Raw genomic sequence first — 19201 nt, forward strand, 5'->3', positions numbered from 1 at the left:
GAGTTTATCATATGAATTACAATGTATTACGCAAACTTACATTAACGTTAAGTCTTGCAGGAACAGTATTCAGCATCGTCAACGCACGCCAGCAAGAAGTATCTTTTCAAGCAACACTGGAAAACATCAATACGCTTGTTAAACAGATTAAGAATGAAAATCCTATTAACCAAGTAGCACTTGATAACGTTAAAGGTGAAGTAATCAAGGTTGCAAAAGAAGCTGGGTTCTCTATTACCGATTATATTATCTTGAGCTCATTTGCCGATCGATGCAAAACAATTGCAGGAAGATCTCCTGTCATCATGAATGCTTTAGTTAAGAAATTTGTTGAAAATATCTTGCCTAAGCATGAGCAAACCATTATTGAAGTAATGCAAGATCCTGCACTCACACCAGTACGATCTCTTCTTGATGAGCAACTGGAGTCGATTGATCTTTGCAATACGTCAGCTATAAAACAAATCTCAAAATCAACTCCTGATATTGAGCAAAAAAAGCAAAAAATTAATAATTTCATCAATGACTACCAAGGACAATTTCATAAGATATTGAGTGTTGTTCTGACGGTTGGAGCTTATGCTGAAGCACTTTCCAAGCAAGCTGCTTCTCGTTCATATCAAGAACTCTTCCAAGATATTAAAAATGCAGCGCTTGAAGTTGCGGCTGAACACCTTGAAAATGCCGAAATTGATCATGTAATCCGCTTTGCAAAAAGTGGTGCTTACCAAAAGTTAGCTACTCATTATGACCAATTGGCGCAGGTACTCATTAAAGTCCTTAAGCCAAAATACCAAGAAGTAGCTTCAAGCTTTTGGAACCAAACTAAGTCTTATGTCAGCACACTTGTAGCTGCTACAGCATAAATACACACACACTGCACACGCCGGGGGCCCTGCTAGGGCCCCGTTTTTTATGGTAGATTGGGAAAGTTTTTGATTCTTGCTGTGTTTTTGCTGGACATAAAACGCAGTTTTGGTAAAATGAAACCTATCATTTATGTAATTTACGTATGTAAAAACATGTAGAAATCGTTAAAAAAGTCCCTGACTCGTTTTATAACCTCTGACTTTGTGGATCTGAAAGGCCGAATAATTATGGAGCGTACATCAAAAGTCGTTTTTGAGAAATATGCGATTATTCAAACTGGTGGTAAGCAGTACCAAGCTATCCCAGGCAAAACTATTGCAATTGAAAAATTAGCTGGCGAGGCAGGAGACGCTGTCACCTTTTCTCAAGTACTTTTCACAAAGACCGGTGAAGGCGCCTATACTTTCGGCAAACCTTTCATCGAAGGTGGAAAAGTTACCGCGAATATCGTGAAGCAAATGCGCGGACCAAAAATTATCGTTTTCAAATTTAAGCGTCGTAAAAAATACCGCTTGAAAAAAGGACACCGTCAAGCAATTACGGTTGTTCGTATTGAGAACATCTAAAAGCATCTGCTTTTAAAAAGTTTAAAAAGCCTCTCAAAAAAGAGAGGCTTTTTTCATGTCTATGGATTGACAAGCTTATGCTCTGAAGCAAGAATGAAAGAGTAAAAAATTCTGCTTAACATCAAATTGACTTGCAAAGAGGAGCTTGGTATGGATACAGGTATCATGAAATTTTTATTCTTAGGCATTATCTGTTTGGGCATAATTGCTACTGGATTTTTCTTCTTTCAAAGCCCTTCACCAAAAAAAGCCCCTCTCCCAAAAACGCTTGAATGGCTCACCCAAGAAAAAGAGTGGTTCAACGTATCTCGCCCACTTCATCCAACCGATCTACACAATCGCATTCTTGTAGTCGACTTCTGGACCGCAGGCTGCATTAATTGCATGCATGTCATGCCTGAACTTGCAGCGCTTGAAGATCAATTTAAAGAAAAAATAACGGTTATTGGTGTTCATTCAGGTAAATTTTTAAGCGAACATGTTGAGCAAACCATTAGAGATGCAATCAAAAAACATACTATTACTCACCCTGTAGTAAATGATAAAAATTTTGTTATCTGGAAAGCCTTTGGTGTTCACTCATGGCCAACGCTGTTGGTCATTGATCCAAACGGACGTATTTATAGGGAGTATCAGGGCGAAAAACACCAAGACGAGATTGCTCGCGATATTCAAGAGCTCCTCAAACAATTCCCTGACCCCACAACAACTCCACTCTCCATTAAACGTGAATTGGAAAGCGAAGAAAAAAGCGTACTCTTATTTCCCGGGAAACTCTGTTACGCCCCAAATTTTCAAGGCAAACCAGCACTTTTTATCGCTGATAGTGGCCATCACAACATTGTAATCACACGCCTGGATGGGCAGATTATTCAAACTATTGGCTCCGGAAAACCAGGATTTGCTGACGGCGATTTTCAAAATGCTGAATTTAACGCACCCCAAGGCCTTTTATGGCACGAAGAACACAACGCTCTGTACGTTGCCGATACCAAAAATCATATGCTCAGAAAAATCGATTTTGATTTGAAAACCGTTACGCGTCTTGCAGGAACTGGTGGACGTGGCAGCCACCATGTCACCACCAAAGATGTCCCGCGCGATACAGCACTTGCATCTCCTTGGGACTTGGCGTTCTTTCCCGCGGCACCAGTCATCGCAATTTCGCAAGCAGGAACCCATCAAATATGGCTCTACGAACTGAGTAAAAATAGATTGCGTATTCTAACCGGCAATGGGCGAGAAGGTATTAAAGATGGCCAACATCCGTATGCAACGCTGGCCCAACCAAGCGGGCTTGCAGCTGTCGGTGACACGCTCTACTTTGTTGATGCTGAATCAAGCGCTTTACGAATATTTAAAGGACATGATGTAAAAACACTGATCGGCAAAGGACTCTTTAATTTTGGCTTCACGAGTGGAAAAGCAAACGATGCACAGCTGCAACACCCCCAAGGTATTGTTGCTGATAAAAACGGCGTTTATATTGCAGACACCTACAATCATGCAATCCGTTTTTATAACCAAGAAACCCACGAGCTTTCAACACTCATTGGTAACGGAATAGCGGGAGACGCTCTTGGCAGCTTGGAACAAACGCAACTCAATGAACCAAATGGAATAGCACAAGTAGACAATACGCTTTACATCGCTGATACCAATAATCACAGAATAGTTATTGCTTATCTTGCACATCAAAAGTGCTCCGTTCTAAATATAAAATAGAAGAATGGGCGAGGTTTTAAGTATAAAACCTCGCCCATTCTTCTATAATCTTAATCTTATTTTTTATTTTGATGAAAGCTTATTCGTCAACTCTTGTCGCTCCTTATGAAGATCATTTATTTTACGCTCTTGCTTATCAACATCTTGAGTAATTTTATTTAACTCATTCTCTTGTTCACTTTTTTTACTACGCAATGCACGGAGTTCATCATCAATTTGTGTAAGCTCTTGGGTATATTCTGCTATTTTGTTGCTTAATTCTGCACGTTCTCGATCTTCGGAAGTTATACTTCCTTCAGAGATTTCAGATGCGCCTTCTGGAGACACAACAACTTCTTCATCCTCATCTTGATTATCATCTAAAAAGACGGAGGATTCTTGCTCTGCCTCTTCTGGCTGACCATACCGATCAGCAACCCCTGCTTGTGCCTGACTGAGCTCACTTCTTGAATCTACTCCTGCAGCTCCGGGTATATTTTGTTCAACCCGAGATCTCATTCCTAGACTATCACTCGACTCATCAATAGGCCTGATCATACGACCAGCTGGAGAAACTTCAGAGATCCTTCTAACTCCCGCTTGTTGTATTGGCATTTGCTCTTGTAAAGCACCTGAAACTGAATCTGAAGCTCCAACAGATATTTGTGGAATAACACCTGAGCTCACGACAGGCTCTTGAGCCTCAGCAACTGCAGGCTTCACGTTACTCAGTTGAGCAACTATTTCTCGAGCATCATCAACCCCTGCAAGCTCACTAAGCACCGCTCCCTGAGCAATAAGCTTTTGGGCTATAACTCTATAGTGAGCTTTCAAGTTCTCACCTTTAAGCCCTTTAATGTTTTTGACGGCAACATCAAGCGCATTTTGTGCTACTGGCTTACTGGAAAGAAGATTGACATTAATACCATTAACCGACAAAAGATAATCTAATATCTCAAGCTGTTTATTTCTGTCGTTTTGATTATAGCAAACCTTAAGTACCGTTGCTCGTAAAGGCTCCGCTTGCTGCGAATTCACGATGCTTTGATTTGCATTAATAATTTTTTTTATTGTTTCAAAGTCCATTCCTTGCAATGCTTTTTCAAGCTCAGTAATTGCCTGCTTCTCTCTAAAAACTGCAGACATGTTTGGTTTAATCATACCTCTTAACGGCACTGAACTTTTTTCTTGCTCAGCTTGACTTTTCTTCTCCTCAAACAAAGCCATTCGCTCTTTAACACTGAGGCTTGGTTCTGCATAGACGCTTGCCTGAGCAAGAGCAAGCGAGCACAGTAATATTTTTTTGAGAAGCTTTTTATAATTTTTATTCATTAATGTATCCTTTTAAAATCAATTTTTTTCATGATTATTAAAATTATTTTTATTGCCGCCACATCTAAAATTTATGCTGCGACAGCTATCGATGAAGCTTTCCTAAGCTGTTCGTCGCCTGATTTTATTTTTTTGCGCAAATTCTTAATACGAGCTTCGAGCTGTTCAATGCTCTGAAGTGTCTGACTATGTTCTTGCTTCAGTACTTTCTTACGATTATAAAGCTGATCCAGCTTCGCTTGATGTTTTTGAATCTTTTCAACACAACGCTCAAGGTCATCGTTAATAGTGCTCTGCCTAAATGTTTCCATTTTGTCCTTGAATTGTCCCATCATTTTTTGAACAGCACCTTCTTGATGAAGTCCTTTTCCATGAAAAGTCGCTGCAAACTGTTTATTAATTTGAGCCTTTTTGGACTTGCGTGCAGCTTTCTCATCAACTAATCGCTGAGCCTCTTCTTGTGCCTTCAATTGAGCTATACGAGCTGCTTCAGCTCTTTGATTCTCCTGAGTAAGCTTATTTGTCTCTTCAAGTTTTTGCATCTTTTCATATATTGTTCCAGAGAGATTGAGCTTTTTCTTAAGTCTTTCAACCTTAGCCGCTGCTTCAGATTTTTTATTTTCTGCAACTAATCGAGCTTCTTCTGCTAATCGAGCCTCCTCGGCCAATCGAAGAGCTTCTTCTTCAGCTTTCAACTGAGCAATACGAGCAGCTTCAGCTCTTTGAGCAACTTCTTGTTCAGCTTTCAACTGAGCAATGCGAGCCACTTTCTGTTCAGCTTGTCGCTCTTTTTTAGCCAAAATATCTGCTTCTTTCTGCTGCTTAAATATTTCCATCTTATCTTTTAACTGCTCTACCATTTTGCCAGCCGCACCTTCTTCATGAAGTCCTTTCCCCTGGAAAGTTGCCTCAAAATCTTTATCAGTTTTAGCTTTTTGTGCAGCTTTTTCATCGACTAATCGCTGAGCTTCTTGTGCCATCAATTGAGCTATACGAGCAGCTTCAGCTTTTTGAGCAACTTCTTGTTCAGCTTTCAACTGAGCCAATCGAGCAGCTTCTTCTTCAGCTCTCAACTGAGCAATGCGAGCTGCTTCTTCTTGCGCAGCCTTTTCCTGCTCTTCAGCTAACTGAGCAGCCTCAATTCTCTGAGTAGCTTCTCTGTTAGACTCTCTAGCACTAAGCTCTTGTAGGATTTCTTGAGCTTGAGGTTGAGTAGCAAATTTTTTAAGTTTTACACCAAGATCAATCAGGTTTTTTGCCATTTTTCTATAGTGATCATTCAATACTTTATTATTTTTAGATGTGCTGACTTTAAGCAATACTGCGTCAAGAGCATTTCGATTATTCTTTGGATCTTTTTCGTCACTCATTTTATGCACATCAATGCCACTTACAGAAAGTAAATATTTGAATATTGCTCTCTGCTTCTCTCTATCACCTTCTGATAGATCTTTTTTAGCAATTATCGCTATGAGTGGTGTGTAGCCAAACGTTAATCCTGTTGTATTAACAAACTCTTGGTTTCTATTAATTGTTTGCTTTATTGTGTTAACATCAAGTTTTTCAATTGCAGTATTAAGTGTAGTATTAAGTGCAGTATTGAAATCTTGAAGCTGCTTTATAGATTCTAATTCTTTCAGAAGAACACGCAGCTCTTTTTTTGACTCATTTTGAAGAGGCAAAGTTAAAACATGCCTTACTTCATTAATTTGTGCATCTAAATCTTTATTTTTTTCGTCCTGCAAATTTTGCATAAGATTATTCAAAGCATTTGTCGCCTGTTCTCTCTGCGCTGGAGTTGCTGCGAACAATTGATCGTATGCCTCACGTTCATCAACATTTGAAAGAATATCATACGCTTTCTTGATGCGATTAAATATACTTGAATCTCCTCCCTTATCTGGATGAGCTGTTAATGAAAGTTTACGGTAGGCTTTTGCGATATCAGAAGAAGAAGCATTGCGAGCAACCCCAAGAATGTCATAGTAATTTTCACGAGCATCAAATTTTTCAACATTTTTAAGTGCAACAATACTCAGATCAATTTTTTGCTTGTCTTGAGATACAGAGGCATTTTTTTGATCTACTAAACCTTGATCCTCACCAACTTCAGAGAAACCTATTCTTGGCTTTCTGGCTGGTTCAGCCTCAGCTCCTGGTATTGTTTGTGGTACTTCAACGGTACTTGCAGGCACACCACCTTGAAGCTTACTTCCTTGTTGAACTGGAGGCCTTCTCCGAGCCGCAGGGTTCTCTAAATAGTAACCTCTTGGTCCCGCGCTGCTCCCCGTTATTGTTGCGTTGTAGACAACCTTATCTGATTCAAAGAAATTTTCATTCTCTTCTGTTTTCTCATCCCCGTTTCCTTGAGCATAATAAATTAAGCTTGTTATTTTGGCATTGAATCGAGGAGTTACATCCAACCCTTTACGCTGACCGAAAATGCGAAAAATCTCATTGAGAACAAATTGAGCTTTGTCCTTACCACTTGCCGGATAAATAACCATCTTAGGGTATGGATATTGTTCATTTTTTACTGACTCATCATCGCAATCTGTAACCTCAAACTTTACCTCATTAATAGCATTTCTTAGCTTTTCATTTTTTTGAATAGCGGTGAAAAGTGTAATGACTTCAGAAATCATCATTCCTTCAGGCATAAGGTGAATCTTGTAATCAGCAATAAGTTTGCTCATAATCTCTTCAGCTCTAGGATCACCCTCTTCACAATCTAACCAATATGCTAATTTTAAAGTTCCGCCATCATCAGCGGCATAACGCATTCCTTTCAAAATTTCCTGTAGGCGATCTACAAATAAATATCCGCCAGCAGCTAGAGGCTGCTTGTATCCGAAATGTTCCATTATTCCAAGTAAAACAACTTTTCTAATTGACTGATCAATTTTATCTCTAGTTATCTCAAACATTGGCCGACCAAATCCATCATTTACAATAACAATGCCCTTGGGTCTTCTCTTATCAGCTGCAAATAGATCCCTAACACTTTTATCAAGCCAAGCAAATTTATCTCTTACTGAATTTTTAATATTTTGCGGAACTCCATTCAGCGCAACCATAACACCTTTTTCTATAGCACCAAGAATTGAATCCAGCGGACTAGCTATTTTTTTAACTCCAAGATTTTCTTGTGGGCGTCGCTGTGGCTCATTTTGAGGTGCAGCAACATCAACCGGCGCTGGCTGAGCTACCTCAACTACCTCTGCAGGTGGTGCAGAAGCAATTTCTGCTTGTAAAACTACTTTTTCCCCAGCAGCATTTTTTCTTGGTTTTCTAGTTGGCTTACTTCTTCCTGAAAAACTCGGCCTATCCTTAGTTAAGGAAGCTAATCGATCGTTTTTTGAATCTATTTTTGAATCTATTTTTGAAGGGTCAACATCTGCTTTTGGAACAGAGTTTGATTGTTTAATTTTACTCAAAACCTCTTGATTAACTTGACTTGAGATGCCTACATCTGCAACCGCAGCAGAGCTTGCTGGCTTTTCTTCGACAGATAAATTTTCAAGCCTATTTTTTAGTTCTGCCATTTTATTTTTAATGATCTGCACAGTATCAGCAACCGTTTCACCCGGCTCAAGACTTGCCCAATCGAGCGTGTAAAGCTTTTTACCGCTCACCATACTCTTTTGTGATATATTAGCAATGCCCCCTTTGAGCTTTGAAACATCATTTTCAAGTGCTTGAAGTATCTTTATGTCTTCTTCAATTCTTTCTCGCTCAGAAAGTCCTTCATTCTTTACTTGCTTTTGAACAGCTGCAAATGGATTGAATTGCATAGCTCTTAAAAAACAAAATGAACTACCCACCACAAGAACAGATAGTAAAGCCATTTTTAGTAATATTTTATAACGTTTATTCACAACGCTTCTCCTTTTTGAACGAATTTTTATATAAAAACCTTACACCGTATCCTCATGATATCTAAAATTATTTACAATTGTAAATAATTCAACAAAAAAAGAATATGTTTGACTCGATCGTTAAACTATGAAATAATTAGAAGAATGTAAGAATTTTGCACTCTAGCTTGACCTCAGGAGGATACAAGCAATGGTAATCACTATTAAGGCCGACAAAGGCTTTGTCAAAATAGCCTAGCGACGCTTAACGCATCGTAACGGCAACCTATTTCCCCATTATTTAAACGTTGTTTTTCCTAACGTTTGTTAGGATTATTTTTTGTTGCAGATTTTTTGCGCACATTTTTTGCGTATTTCTGCAGCATTGTACTGCCATTTATTCGAAAGGGCACCCCATGACGCTACGGTTTATTATGCCGATACTCTTGTTCCTGTTTGCAGGCTGCTCACACTTATCCAAGTCAACTGCGACTCAAGGAACGGTGATTATCCTGAACGGGACATCCGGTGTTGGAAAGTCGACTATTCAAAAAAAGCTTCAAGATCTTTTTGAAAAACCACATCTAAAAGTTGGTATTGATAACCTCTTTGTTGGTGTTTTACCCGAAAAATACTTAAACGGAACGGCGCCTCACCCAGAAGCCATATGGACAACTTCAATGACAAACACACCCGACGGCAAGCCAATCTTCACCCTTACCTTTGGTCCTGATGGCCGCAAGATGATTGCCGGAATGCATGCCACCATTGCTGCTTATGCACAAACAGGCAACAACGTGATTGTCGACTATATTTTGTATGACCCATCGTGGTTACCAGAACTTCTGACTGCACTCAAGGGCATACGTGTCTATTTTATTGGAATAAACGCGTCGCTTGATACGGTTGAACAGCGTGAAAAAGATCGGGCAACCTCGCCACAAGGACATGCGCGTAGCATTTATGACACGGTACATACCGGCTGCACGTACGACCTATTTATCGATACAACAGATATAACCCCCAATCAAGCAGCAATACAGATCAAAGAATTTATAGACAAAAACCCAACGCCTCAAGCGTTTAAAAACTTAAACGTTTAAAATTTTAACTCAAAGAACGGATATTGTATGAACAACATTTTACTAGAAATCAAAAACGTCAAAAAACGTTTTGGTGAAAAAGAAGCGCTTAAAGGTGTTTCACTCACACTGTATGAAGGTGAAGTGGTCAGCCTGCTCGGTGTTAATGGTGCTGGGAAAACAACACTGTCTTCTATTATCGCAACGCTTAAACCACCAACAGAGGGTGATCTTGTATTTCAAGGCAAATCGATTTATGACGGCGATAACATAACCACCTATCGAAAAGCATTGGGATATTGCCCGCAACGCCCAAATCTCAACGCAATGCTCAGCTTAGAAGATAACTTACGCTTTGCAGGACGTTATTACCGCATGACTGAAGAAGCAATTGAGCAACGCATCAGTGAATTAAGCCAAAAACTTGGGCTCAGCGAATTTTTAAAAGCACGATCACCAGTTCTTTCTGGTGGCTACAAACAACGCTTTATGATTGCACGCAGCCTCATGCATAACCCCAAGCTTGTTATCTTGGACGAACCGACCGTTGCACTTGACCCGCACGTTCGACACCAACTTTGGGAACAAATTCGTGGCATGAAAGATTTAGGCATCACTGTTTTACTGACAACGCATTACATTGACGAAGCTGAATTTTTATCCGATCGCGTATGCGTGCTTGATAAAGGGTCAGTACAACTTATCGATACACCAGATAATTTAATGAGCACTTTTGCAAAGAGTCGACTTGAAGATGTTTTTTTGCAACTCATGCAAGAAAACGATGCTCAGAAACAATAATTTTCGAAAGAAACTTTTATGATTAATTCATTTCATATTCATGTATTTAAGCAGTTACTCTGGACCGATTTAAAAATCTTCAGCCAACTGATCAACGATAAAATCATCAACTTCATTATTTGGGTGACTACTGCAGCATGGGTCAATACCTACCTTATGGCAGCATTTGGCGTTAATGATGAATTTTCAGCATTTATGGTTGCAGGCTCTTGCGCAACTGCAGGTTTTTTTGAAATCTACCCATCAGTTATTCATTGGGTCAGTGATATCGAAGGTGACCAAATTATCTCTTACTACCTGACACTACCAATTCCAGCATGGCTGATGCTTACACGTATGATCGCATTTTTTGCTATCAGCGCAGGCACTTTGAGCATCATTGTACTACCTTTATGTAAAATCATGCTCTGGAATAAATTTGATCTGAGCGCATTTAATATTGCTCAATTTATGAGCATTTTTGTGGCTATGAATATTTTTTACGGAGCATTTACCCTTGTGGTAACAAGCTATGTTAAAAACATGTCCAGCCTGGGCAACGTCTGGATGCGCTTTGTATATCCAGTATGGTTTTTGGGTGGATTTCAATATGCATGGGGAACTTTGTATAAAACATCTCCTGCATTTGCATACCTTGGACTCATCAATCCGATGACCTACGTCATGGAAGCAACCAGATGCTCAGTATTGGGCCAACAAGGCTATCTTCCATTCTGGGCCTGTATTGGAATTATCATGATTTTTACGGTTCTCTGCACATGGCTAGGGATCGTTCGTCTTAAAAAACGTCTTGATTTTATTTAAGCATTATTAAGAATTATCAGGCAGAAGTTTGCAAGCTTCTGCCTGATTAATAAACTTATTGACAAAGCATAGAGCAACAAGTAATTTTGCCTCTCATAACTCAGTTGCATGTATTAACCAAGAGGCCATTGATGAGAAAATTTCTTCTATTTTTCTTTGCGTTTTTTCTTGAGTCTCAAACATTCAGTATCGTGATTCCAATGCCTCAAAAACTAGATATTGATGAGGGACCTGTTCATATACTTGAAGACGCTCAACGATTTCTTGACAATCCAAATCATAAAAAACGTTTCACTCAACTTCCAGAATGGACCTTTAAAATGGCCATTCGCTTGATTTATACAAGCAAGACTGAACAACAACTGGACCATCTCAATGTGAAAGCAATTCTGCAACGCTTACAGAATCTTACCAATCATCATAAATATGGGATAACACTTGACCTGAGCAACCTCAAAGCTGAATTCCCAGAAATCAACCAACATCTTTATGAGATCTTTGCGCTCGCTGAAGCCTTTACCCAACAACACATAACCAATCTTATTATAAGCAATAATGAACTCACCGAGGAGTTTCTCTTGGCAAGTATTTGCCACTTAAAACATCTTATACGAATTGATCTTTCCAATAATAAATTTACCGAACTTCCCCATTTTATTTTCACTCTCGCTGATCTTAAGAAAATAAAATTAAACAATAACAACGTACGAAAAGCCCCTCATAGAAATGGCTTGAGATATTATCTCAACGGCAATGAAGCTCTTTGCGGCTCAGAATCACCTCAAATTACTCGTATTGCCATCGAAAAATAAGAAGCAAAATAATTTTTTCGGCTTTCTTTATTTACAGGTTATTTGAGCAAAACAACCTCCACCAAACTCAGGGCAAGACTCCACATCATTGCAGTGTACAACATATCTGTTTTGTGATACGTTTTGTGGAGCAAAATAAAACCATTTAAGGAGATTGTTTATGAAAAGTCGTGTACTCCCTTTTGCATTTTCACTATCAGTCTGCTTGGTCTCAAGCTCATGCGGGTCAGAAAAAGCTAAAGTCGAACAAGCTGCACCCGTTACCGCAGCCACAGAACAAAAAGATATTACAACCGAAATAGGAACAGAGCTTATCGAAGAAGCTCACGATGAAGTAGCTCTCAACGAAGTAGAAAGTATTGCTCAACAAGTAACAGGACAAGATCACACTATGGAATTTATCAAACTCGAATCAGGCTTACAGTATCGCGTACTTAACGAAGCAACAACCGATGCAAAAAAACCGGAAGCTGGACAACGCGTAACCGTTCACTACACCGGGTGGCTTGTTGATGAAAAAGGTAACAAAACTGACAAATTTGACAGTAGCTTAGACCGCGGTCAAAAGTTCACCTTCACCGTTGGTATTGGTCAAGTGATCAAGGGCTGGGATCAAGCTTTGCTTGATATGAAGATTGGCGAGAAGCGTGAAATTGTACTCCCTCCACATCTTGCTTACGGCAAGCATGGCGCTGGTGGAGCAATTCCTGGCAACGCAACATTGCTTTTCGAAGTAGAACTTTTTGACGCAGCGTAATAAACGCTTTACTCAAAGTTTTGGGACGCTCAATGCGTCCCTTTTTTTTGAACTCATAACTCAAAGAGAGATATATTTTTGATGTATCATAATAATTTTTTTTGTATCAGCTTATTACTCTGTTTTTTTATGATGAAAGATTGTATGTCTTTAAATCAAACAGCAACTCAACCTTCTTCCCTTCAAAAGCATATTGCATTTACTCTCCCTCTGGGAACATACCGTCATTATAAAGGCGATCTGTATGAAGTAATCGGCATAGGTCATCATACTGAAACCAACGAAGAGCTTGTGTTCTATCGCTGCAAATATTACACCAAAGAATTTGGAAATAATGCACTCTGGGCTCGTCCACTTGCAATGTTTTTAGAGACCATTGAAATAGAAGGCAAGCAAGTTCCCCGATTTCAATTTATTGCATAAGGATAATCATGAGCGATCAAAAAACGACTATTCAAGATCTAAAAAATAAGTTTAAAAAGTTTTCTCAAGACCGTAATTGGGAACAATTTCATACAGCGAAAAATCTAAGCATGTGCATTGCTGCTGAAGCTGCAGAACTTATGGAACACTTCATGTGGGTTACTGGCCAAGAAGCAACTCAAGAACTTGAGAAAAAACGGCAAGAAGTAGAACACGAAGTTGCTGACATCGCCTTTGGATTACTTCAATTTTGTAACATGCATAACATAGATCTAAGCTCAGCAATAGAGTCAAAACTTCAAGAACTTGAAGAACGATACACTATTGAGAAATCATATAACCGTTGGACTAAAATATCAAAGTAGCAAAAAATGTATCCAAAGGATTTTTATGAAAAAAAATTTTTTCTCACGATTAATCTTACCATTTGTATTGCTGATGCATGCTACAACCATCTTTGGAATGAAAAACTATGAAAAACCAGAATGTGATCTATGCAAAAAGGGCTTTTCTAACTACAATCGAAAAAATAATATCGATCATCTCATAAAAAAACACTTACAATGCCCTTGGTGTAACGCTCAACCATTTTCTCAAAAAACAAAATTTCTCAAACATATTGAAGCTAACCACCCAGATGAAAAAATTTACTCTTGCCCAAATTGTCTTTTTATTACAACACGCCCCTATGAAGTACGTAGACATATGGGACTTACTCACAATCGAGGAACAGATAAATGTTTTTTTGATTTAAAGATTTTTTTTAATAAAGTTTTTCCAAAAACTTACTCCAATTATTGCTTTTATTGCAAGCAATATTTTGAAAAAATCAATGCTCATTTTTTAGAAGAACACAATATGTGGCTTTATGGAATTACAGAAATAATGGCCGACGCCTCTTCTAATAACATGCTCAAAATAAACCCCGCACATCTAAAAAATCATGTGCAGACTCAAACAGAAAACAATACCAACACCCCTGAAGACAATACCCTTAATTTCAATGAAATTAATGACATACTCGATATTTCGAATAATTTAGAATGTCCTACATGTGCATTAATTTGTCCCAATCTCTATGTTTATTTTGCACACTTAAACGAATGCACAGGAACTTAAAATAAATTCTATCCACCTATAATCTCAAATAAAACTATATCATATGCTCAAAACTACCGTGTTAAGACATTCGAGCGTGCTGATACATCAATGTAACCGCAAGAACATCAGTCAATGTTGACATGGTTTTATCATCAGGATGTATCGCGCTTCCAATAGTTTCGATGGAAAATTCAGCAGGCATAAAACGCCGCATCACAACATCCTGGTAGGTTACAAAAGGCTGACTTGATGCAACCAAACAAGAACCAATAATCGGCCTTGGGTCTTGCTCTAACCAATGTTCAATGGTCGTTCGAGTATTTGGACGAACCAATTTTCCATCAGGTAAATAGCGCTTAGGTGCGTTGACAATAGTCAGCGGCAACTGCGCAAATTCAACCGGTAAATCGGCTTGATCAAAAAGTAATTGCACAAGCCCTGTTTCATTGTTAGGCAAAACATTGGGCAAGCACCACCCTGCTTTGATGGGCATAATGCCATTATCTCGATTATTCAGCTCAAAATCATTTTCATACTCAACATCACGTGGGCGATCTCCTGTCAGCACAACTATTTGGCTAAACCGAACTCCACTATTCCAAGCTTTAACTAAACTTGCTAACCGTTGTCGCATCCAACGCATACATCCACCAAGCACAATTGCGTAGGTATATTCTTTGCTTTCAGGAAGCACCTCTTCAAAAAAATTCATACGCTCAAAGAGTGGGAGTGCTTGTTCGAACTTTGCATCAAACGGGCTTGCTGGCTTTGTCCAAGGCTCTTTTCTTAAATTATTTATGGGATCATTTGATCGACGAAACACCTCTAATGCGACGCGCTTTGCATCAACCAAAGATCCATCACAGGTGATTTCAGTTAACGAAAAAAGCTCTTTAATCACTGGTGTTATTTGTTGGTCTTGAGTAACCAATGCACGGACTCGCTCATCAGCTTTAAATTCAATACCAGCATGAACATAGCCCATCAAACTACAGAATAAAAAAATAGTTTTCTTCATTACTTTTTCTCCAATACTTTAACGAGCTGGTATTCTTGGTACAAAATTCTTGCAACCGTATCAAGCAGTGTCGCTAAGTTTTCTCCTTCAGATACCCGAGCACCAATTGTTTCAAGAGAAAATGATGCCGGCATGAGTGTACGCATGACGCTGTCTTGGTAGGTGACATACGGCTGGCAGGAAACTACCAAGCAGCTGTCTGGATTAGGTTTTTTCTCTAACCAAGCATTAACCGTATCACCCGTTGTGGGGCGACGGATTAGTCCATCAGCAGTTTTTTGCATGGGAGCATCAATGAATGTACATGGAATTTTTGCTAAACCTTCTGGTAACTCAGCTTGCTCTAAAACCATGCGCATCATTTCGGTTTCAGTTTTTGGATGCTCTTGAGAGTCTTGCCACGATTGCTTGATCGGCAAAATACCATTTTTTCGATCATACAAAACAGCTACACTTTCGATGTCTGGATCAAGTATTCGTTGACCAGCAAGAATAACTAATTCATCAACACGCACACCTCTATTCCATTCCTGAATTAAAAAAGCGAGACGCTTACGGACATTGGTTACCGTTGCACCCAGCAAAATTCCGTATCGATAGTCTTTCTGTTCGGCTTGAACTTCTTGCAATAATCCAAGCTGTTTGAGTATTGGAATTATTTTATCAGCGTTCTCTTGATAAACACTTTCTGGTGATTGCCAACGCTCTTTGCCTACCGGTCTGAGTAAATTTTTTTGTGTAACTTCAACAATATTTTGCAGCGTACCATCATGCTTAAGATTAAGCGCTGCAAGTAATTCATACGTGAGTTGCGCTGGTTTTCCATCATCTGTTACGATTAAATGTGCTCGATGTAAAGGAGCTTGTGAAGTTGATGATGTTTCAGATTTTTTTAAACAACAAGAGTGAAATATGCCTACACTCAGTGCACATAAAAAAATAGTTAAAATTCGAAAATATGTGCTGACATTTTTTTTCATAACGCCCTTTCATAAATTATATGATGAGTATAGAAAAGAGACGTTAAGAAAGCAAAAAGGCGAGCTCTTAAAAGACTCGCCTTTATTCGAATATAAACCTATTTATTTTTAGATATCTTTTGGCAATAACACGGTGTCAATAATGTTGATGTAGCCATTGGAAAATTTTACATCTGATTTAATAACTTTTGCTTTCCCGCTGCCAGCAATCACAACAATATCACTACCCTCTTTTTTGATGGTAAGCTCTGTACCGTCTGCGGTTACATGGCGCTCTTTTTGAACACACTGTTCAGCCGTCAAATCACCCAGAACAATTGAATGCTTAAGAAAGCGACGCATCTTTCTTTTGTTACTTGCAAAACTAGAGCGATCACCCCACGCATTCATTGCCGCATCGTTAGGAACAAAAATTGTTGCTGTTCCTGAACTTTTCTCCATAGTTTCTTTGATGTCATCTTGAGTATTCATTGCTTCAATGTACTTAGAAGCTCCAAGCGATCCGAGCTGCTTCATGAAATCTTCACCACCAGCTCGAACAATCATCAAGTAGCCGGCAATAGCAATCAACACTCCAGCGCCTATATATTTTTGCCAAAATTCCATAAGATATTCCCCCTATAAAATAAAACTACCGTATTTCAACTAATTTTTGACGAAGCAAATCAAGACTATTTTTTAAGTTATTAAGCTTACTTTTTAGATTTTCAAGCTTATAACGAAGTTTAGCTAACCCAACTTGAAAATCGACACTGTAAGGCTGAACATGATAGGTTTTGGTCATTTGAGCTTTAAGATTACCGTCGTGTGTTATTTGAATAATAGAAGGATCTGGATCAGAAGGATCTCTATGCTCTTTATCTATATTATGAAGCTGATACGTAATTGAATCTTTGTGTGTAGCATATGCCTTGAGGTCATCAAATACTTTAAACCCGCACTGATAAAATTCTTGATTTGGAAACGGATTTTTAAGTTCCTCGGTAACTTTTTTTTGATATTCAATAACGTCAAACCCTTTGTCTACCTTTGCCACAGCATCAATAAAAAAATTAACTACCTTATGATTAACCGGCTCCTTGATAAAAACTTCAAGACCTGCTTGAGAGAAAAACCCATAGCCCTGTTCGCCTGGAAATCTAATCCCATTATGACAAGAAGATTCAGCTGTAAGCATACCTCCATCACCATAATCCGTTCCAATCAAAATATCACTTTTTTGTTTTGTACCGGCCATGACATCTTTGATATAATCATACGCTTCATGATACCAGTTTATTGCATAATAAGCGTGAAAACTTGCTTGTTTTTCTTGAATAAATTTATCCAAATGCGTTAAGAATCTTTTTTTACTTCGTTCTAATTGATCACTCTCGCTGTAGATATAATCTATAAAATTTATTTCAATATGTTTAAATCCAAGTTCAATAAGCATAACAACAATAAAAAACTCTAATTGAGCACCTCCAGTTGCAAGTGAGGTGAATACAATTTTTCTTGATGAATCATATTTTTTTGAACACATATCGTTAAGTATAAAAAGAAGAAGCAGCATTCGATCTTGTGCACTTGCCTGTCCACATGAACACCAGCCTAGAGTATCGACTGAACCTACTTTTTTGAATTCAAAATAAAAGTTACGTAACCTTTTGAAAAGGCGTACAACAAATAATTCTTCATTTTGTGTTATATTTTTTTCGTTCTTATCGAGCTCTTGATAGTCGTAAATATTTTTGAAATATTGTTTACGTAAATTGTTTGGATTTAGAGCAAAATTTAAAAGCGCTTCTTGAAATTGCTTTGTTCCATCCTTTTCAAAAAAATGTAAATCATATCTAAATAATCCATCCAAAACCGCATGATATGTTCGACCATCTGAATAAACCGTTAAAAGCAGAATCAAGAATACGCTCAAGCGAAAAGATCCCATAGTCCCCCCTAATGAAACCCCAATAGATAAGAGAATTATAAGAAAGTAAGAAATAAAAATGCAAGCATTTTGGGAATTAAAAAACAACTAAGCAGCTACCAATCACAAGCAGTGCAAATGCAACAACCAAAGTATTAAAATATTTATCAATAAAAGTCTTAATCATTGGTCCCCAATAATAAATTGCTCCTGCAAGCATAAAAAAACGTGCCGCTCGAGCAATCAATGAAAAAATAATAAAGGGGGCAAACGGAAGCTTACAAAAACCTGCAGATATCGTTATTGCCTTGTAGGGCACCGGCGTAAAACCACCAATTAAAACAGCCCACGTTTCATACAACGTATATTTTGCAACAAGCGCATTAAACGTACTTTCAGAAATCAGCCAATAGACAAGCTGAGCACCAATGGTCTGCCACATGCATGCACCAATCAAATATCCAAAAGCTCCACCAGCAACCGAAGCAAATGTTGCAATAGCTGCATAGTGCAAACCACGATTACTGTTCTGAAGACAAAAAAGAATAAGAAGCGGATCAACTGGAATAATGAATATCGATGATTCAATAAAAAAGAATGCGACAAGCCACCACTCTGCGTAAGGTTGTTGAACCTTGCTGCCCATCCAGTCATAGACTATACGTATAGCTTTCATAGAGCACTCCTTTTTTATTAAATTTTATAACTCAATCAAACTCAGAATAGCTGTTTGCCAACATCTTTCAAGACAATAGAATTACACGCGCATACACCAGGACAAATCTCTTGATTCTTTGACCCCACCATGTAATCATAAAAATTCAAAACGAATACTCAGGAAAAAAGGATTAAGAAGATGAAGCAAAATATATCAAGGGTTAAAACTATAACACTATGCCTTCTTGCAGGGCTAAACTCCTGTCTGCACTTACAGGGATCAAACCTAGACGGTACGTCGTCACTTGTATACAAGAATCAACATCACGTCTTTTCTGATGGCGAAAGTGCACGCGGATATGTGCGTATGAATGGCGGCTTCACCATCAAGCCTGGTGCAACCGCAACACTTGATACCGTTGTTTCTGTTTCAGGAAGCATTGATTTGCGTGAGACTGGTCAGATGCAATTACTTAAAGATTTAGAACTGGATTCTGGTTTAACATGGTCAAGTGGTGGCTCTATCAA

General features: G+C 38.6%; 19 protein-coding genes. 12 read left to right on the forward strand and 7 right to left on the reverse strand.

Going from position 1 to position 19201, the window contains the following annotated elements; translation table 11 throughout:
- The first annotated feature begins 11 nt into the window (after nt 1-11).
- The 3 genes from JST56_04050 (at nt 12) to JST56_04060 (ending at nt 3161) form a co-directional block, all read left to right on the forward strand.
- Nucleotides 12-866 carry a hypothetical protein gene (locus tag JST56_04050; GenBank protein MBS1988138.1) on the forward strand — a complete coding sequence of 285 codons (855 nt, stop codon included), beginning with the start codon at nt 12-14 and terminating at the stop codon, nt 864-866.
- Between the two features lie 231 nt (nt 867-1097).
- Nucleotides 1098-1436 (forward strand): 50S ribosomal protein L21, encoded by a 339-nt coding sequence (gene rplU / locus JST56_04055; protein MBS1988139.1) that lies wholly within the window; start codon nt 1098-1100, stop codon nt 1434-1436.
- A 150-nt stretch (nt 1437-1586) separates the two neighbouring features.
- Nucleotides 1587-3161: a redoxin domain-containing protein gene (locus JST56_04060; protein ID MBS1988140.1), complete on the forward strand. Its 1575-nt coding sequence runs from the start codon at nt 1587-1589 to the stop codon at nt 3159-3161.
- 63 nt (nt 3162-3224) lie between these two features.
- Here JST56_04060 and JST56_04065 read toward each other — a convergent pair whose 3' ends face one another.
- Both JST56_04065 and JST56_04070 read right to left on the reverse strand, forming a co-directional pair.
- Nucleotides 3225-4472: a hypothetical protein gene (locus tag JST56_04065; protein ID MBS1988141.1), complete on the reverse strand. Its 1248-nt coding sequence runs from the start codon at nt 4470-4472 to the stop codon at nt 3225-3227.
- A 71-nt stretch (nt 4473-4543) separates the two neighbouring features.
- The gene (locus JST56_04070; protein MBS1988142.1) at nt 4544-8350 is read right to left on the reverse strand and encodes a DnaJ domain-containing protein; all 3807 of its coding nucleotides are present in this window, start codon (nt 8348-8350) and stop codon (nt 4544-4546) included.
- Nucleotides 8351-8745: 395 nt separating this feature from the next.
- Between JST56_04070 and JST56_04075 the strand changes: the two genes are divergently transcribed.
- The 8 genes from JST56_04075 (at nt 8746) to JST56_04110 (ending at nt 14127) form a co-directional block, all read left to right on the forward strand.
- On the forward strand, nt 8746-9432 hold the full coding sequence (locus JST56_04075) for a chloramphenicol phosphotransferase (protein ID MBS1988143.1): 687 nt from the start codon (nt 8746-8748) through the stop codon (nt 9430-9432).
- 27 nt (nt 9433-9459) lie between these two features.
- Complete coding sequence (locus tag JST56_04080; protein MBS1988144.1) at nt 9460-10212, forward strand: ABC transporter ATP-binding protein; 753 nt, start codon at nt 9460-9462, stop codon at nt 10210-10212.
- Nucleotides 10213-10230: 18 nt separating this feature from the next.
- A complete protein-coding gene (locus JST56_04085) occupies nt 10231-11016 on the forward strand; it encodes a hypothetical protein (protein ID MBS1988145.1) in 786 nt (261 codons plus the stop codon).
- Nucleotides 11017-11147: 131 nt separating this feature from the next.
- A complete protein-coding gene (locus JST56_04090) occupies nt 11148-11828 on the forward strand; it encodes a hypothetical protein (protein MBS1988146.1) in 681 nt (226 codons plus the stop codon).
- A 391-nt stretch (nt 11829-12219) separates the two neighbouring features.
- Nucleotides 12220-12585, forward strand: coding sequence for an FKBP-type peptidyl-prolyl cis-trans isomerase (locus JST56_04095; GenBank protein MBS1988147.1), 366 nt, complete (start codon nt 12220-12222; stop codon nt 12583-12585).
- A gap of 144 nt (nt 12586-12729) precedes the next feature.
- Nucleotides 12730-13008 carry a DUF1653 domain-containing protein gene (locus JST56_04100; GenBank protein MBS1988148.1) on the forward strand — a complete coding sequence of 93 codons (279 nt, stop codon included), beginning with the start codon at nt 12730-12732 and terminating at the stop codon, nt 13006-13008.
- 8 nt (nt 13009-13016) lie between these two features.
- Complete coding sequence (locus JST56_04105) at nt 13017-13373, forward strand: nucleotide pyrophosphohydrolase (GenBank protein MBS1988149.1); 357 nt, start codon at nt 13017-13019, stop codon at nt 13371-13373.
- A 25-nt stretch (nt 13374-13398) separates the two neighbouring features.
- Nucleotides 13399-14127: a hypothetical protein gene (locus tag JST56_04110; GenBank protein ID MBS1988150.1), complete on the forward strand. Its 729-nt coding sequence runs from the start codon at nt 13399-13401 to the stop codon at nt 14125-14127.
- A 61-nt stretch (nt 14128-14188) separates the two neighbouring features.
- On the opposite strand, the gene JST56_04115 is transcribed toward JST56_04110, so the two are convergent.
- From JST56_04115 to JST56_04135, 5 genes are all read right to left on the reverse strand, one after another.
- Nucleotides 14189-15127 (reverse strand): hypothetical protein, encoded by a 939-nt coding sequence (locus JST56_04115; protein ID MBS1988151.1) that lies wholly within the window; start codon nt 15125-15127, stop codon nt 14189-14191.
- The gene (locus tag JST56_04120; GenBank protein MBS1988152.1) at nt 15127-16107 is read right to left on the reverse strand and encodes a hypothetical protein; all 981 of its coding nucleotides are present in this window, start codon (nt 16105-16107) and stop codon (nt 15127-15129) included. The genes JST56_04115 and JST56_04120 overlap by 1 nt, the downstream gene beginning before the upstream one ends.
- 108 nt (nt 16108-16215) lie before the next feature.
- Complete coding sequence (locus JST56_04125) at nt 16216-16713, reverse strand: fasciclin domain-containing protein (GenBank protein MBS1988153.1); 498 nt, start codon at nt 16711-16713, stop codon at nt 16216-16218.
- A gap of 25 nt (nt 16714-16738) precedes the next feature.
- Entirely contained in the window at nt 16739-18037 is a 1299-nt protein-coding gene (locus JST56_04130; GenBank protein MBS1988154.1) for a hypothetical protein, read from the reverse strand.
- 76 nt (nt 18038-18113) lie between these two features.
- A complete protein-coding gene (locus JST56_04135; protein ID MBS1988155.1) occupies nt 18114-18692 on the reverse strand; it encodes a DedA family protein in 579 nt (192 codons plus the stop codon).
- A gap of 180 nt (nt 18693-18872) precedes the next feature.
- Here JST56_04135 and JST56_04140 point away from each other — a divergent pair.
- On the forward strand, nt 18873-19201 hold a 329-nt coding region (locus JST56_04140; GenBank protein ID MBS1988156.1), incomplete at its 3' end, for a hypothetical protein.

It is taken from the genome of Candidatus Dependentiae bacterium, assembly GCA_018266175.1.
GTDB lineage: Bacteria > Babelota > Babeliae > Babelales > RVW-14 > JAFEAY01.

Coding starts and splice junctions, on each gene's coding strand:
- JST56_04050 (MBS1988138.1), top strand. CDS start 12: ATGAATTACAATGTATTACGCAAACTTACATTAACGTTAAGTCTTGCA.
- rplU (MBS1988139.1), top strand. CDS start 1,098: ATGGAGCGTACATCAAAAGTCGTTTTTGAGAAATATGCGATTATTCAA.
- JST56_04060 (MBS1988140.1), top strand. CDS start 1,587: ATGGATACAGGTATCATGAAATTTTTATTCTTAGGCATTATCTGTTTG.
- JST56_04065 (MBS1988141.1), bottom strand. CDS start 4,472: ATGAATAAAAATTATAAAAAGCTTCTCAAAAAAATATTACTGTGCTCG.
- JST56_04075 (MBS1988143.1), top strand. CDS start 8,746: ATGACGCTACGGTTTATTATGCCGATACTCTTGTTCCTGTTTGCAGGC.
- JST56_04080 (MBS1988144.1), top strand. CDS start 9,460: ATGAACAACATTTTACTAGAAATCAAAAACGTCAAAAAACGTTTTGGT.
- JST56_04085 (MBS1988145.1), top strand. CDS start 10,231: ATGATTAATTCATTTCATATTCATGTATTTAAGCAGTTACTCTGGACC.
- JST56_04090 (MBS1988146.1), top strand. CDS start 11,148: ATGAGAAAATTTCTTCTATTTTTCTTTGCGTTTTTTCTTGAGTCTCAA.
- JST56_04095 (MBS1988147.1), top strand. CDS start 12,220: ATGGAATTTATCAAACTCGAATCAGGCTTACAGTATCGCGTACTTAAC.
- JST56_04100 (MBS1988148.1), top strand. CDS start 12,730: ATGTCTTTAAATCAAACAGCAACTCAACCTTCTTCCCTTCAAAAGCAT.
- JST56_04105 (MBS1988149.1), top strand. CDS start 13,017: ATGAGCGATCAAAAAACGACTATTCAAGATCTAAAAAATAAGTTTAAA.
- JST56_04110 (MBS1988150.1), top strand. CDS start 13,399: ATGAAAAAAAATTTTTTCTCACGATTAATCTTACCATTTGTATTGCTG.
- JST56_04115 (MBS1988151.1), bottom strand. CDS start 15,127: ATGAAGAAAACTATTTTTTTATTCTGTAGTTTGATGGGCTATGTTCAT.
- JST56_04120 (MBS1988152.1), bottom strand. CDS start 16,107: ATGAAAAAAAATGTCAGCACATATTTTCGAATTTTAACTATTTTTTTA.
- JST56_04125 (MBS1988153.1), bottom strand. CDS start 16,713: ATGGAATTTTGGCAAAAATATATAGGCGCTGGAGTGTTGATTGCTATT.
- JST56_04130 (MBS1988154.1), bottom strand. CDS start 18,037: ATGGGATCTTTTCGCTTGAGCGTATTCTTGATTCTGCTTTTAACGGTT.
- JST56_04135 (MBS1988155.1), bottom strand. CDS start 18,692: ATGAAAGCTATACGTATAGTCTATGACTGGATGGGCAGCAAGGTTCAA.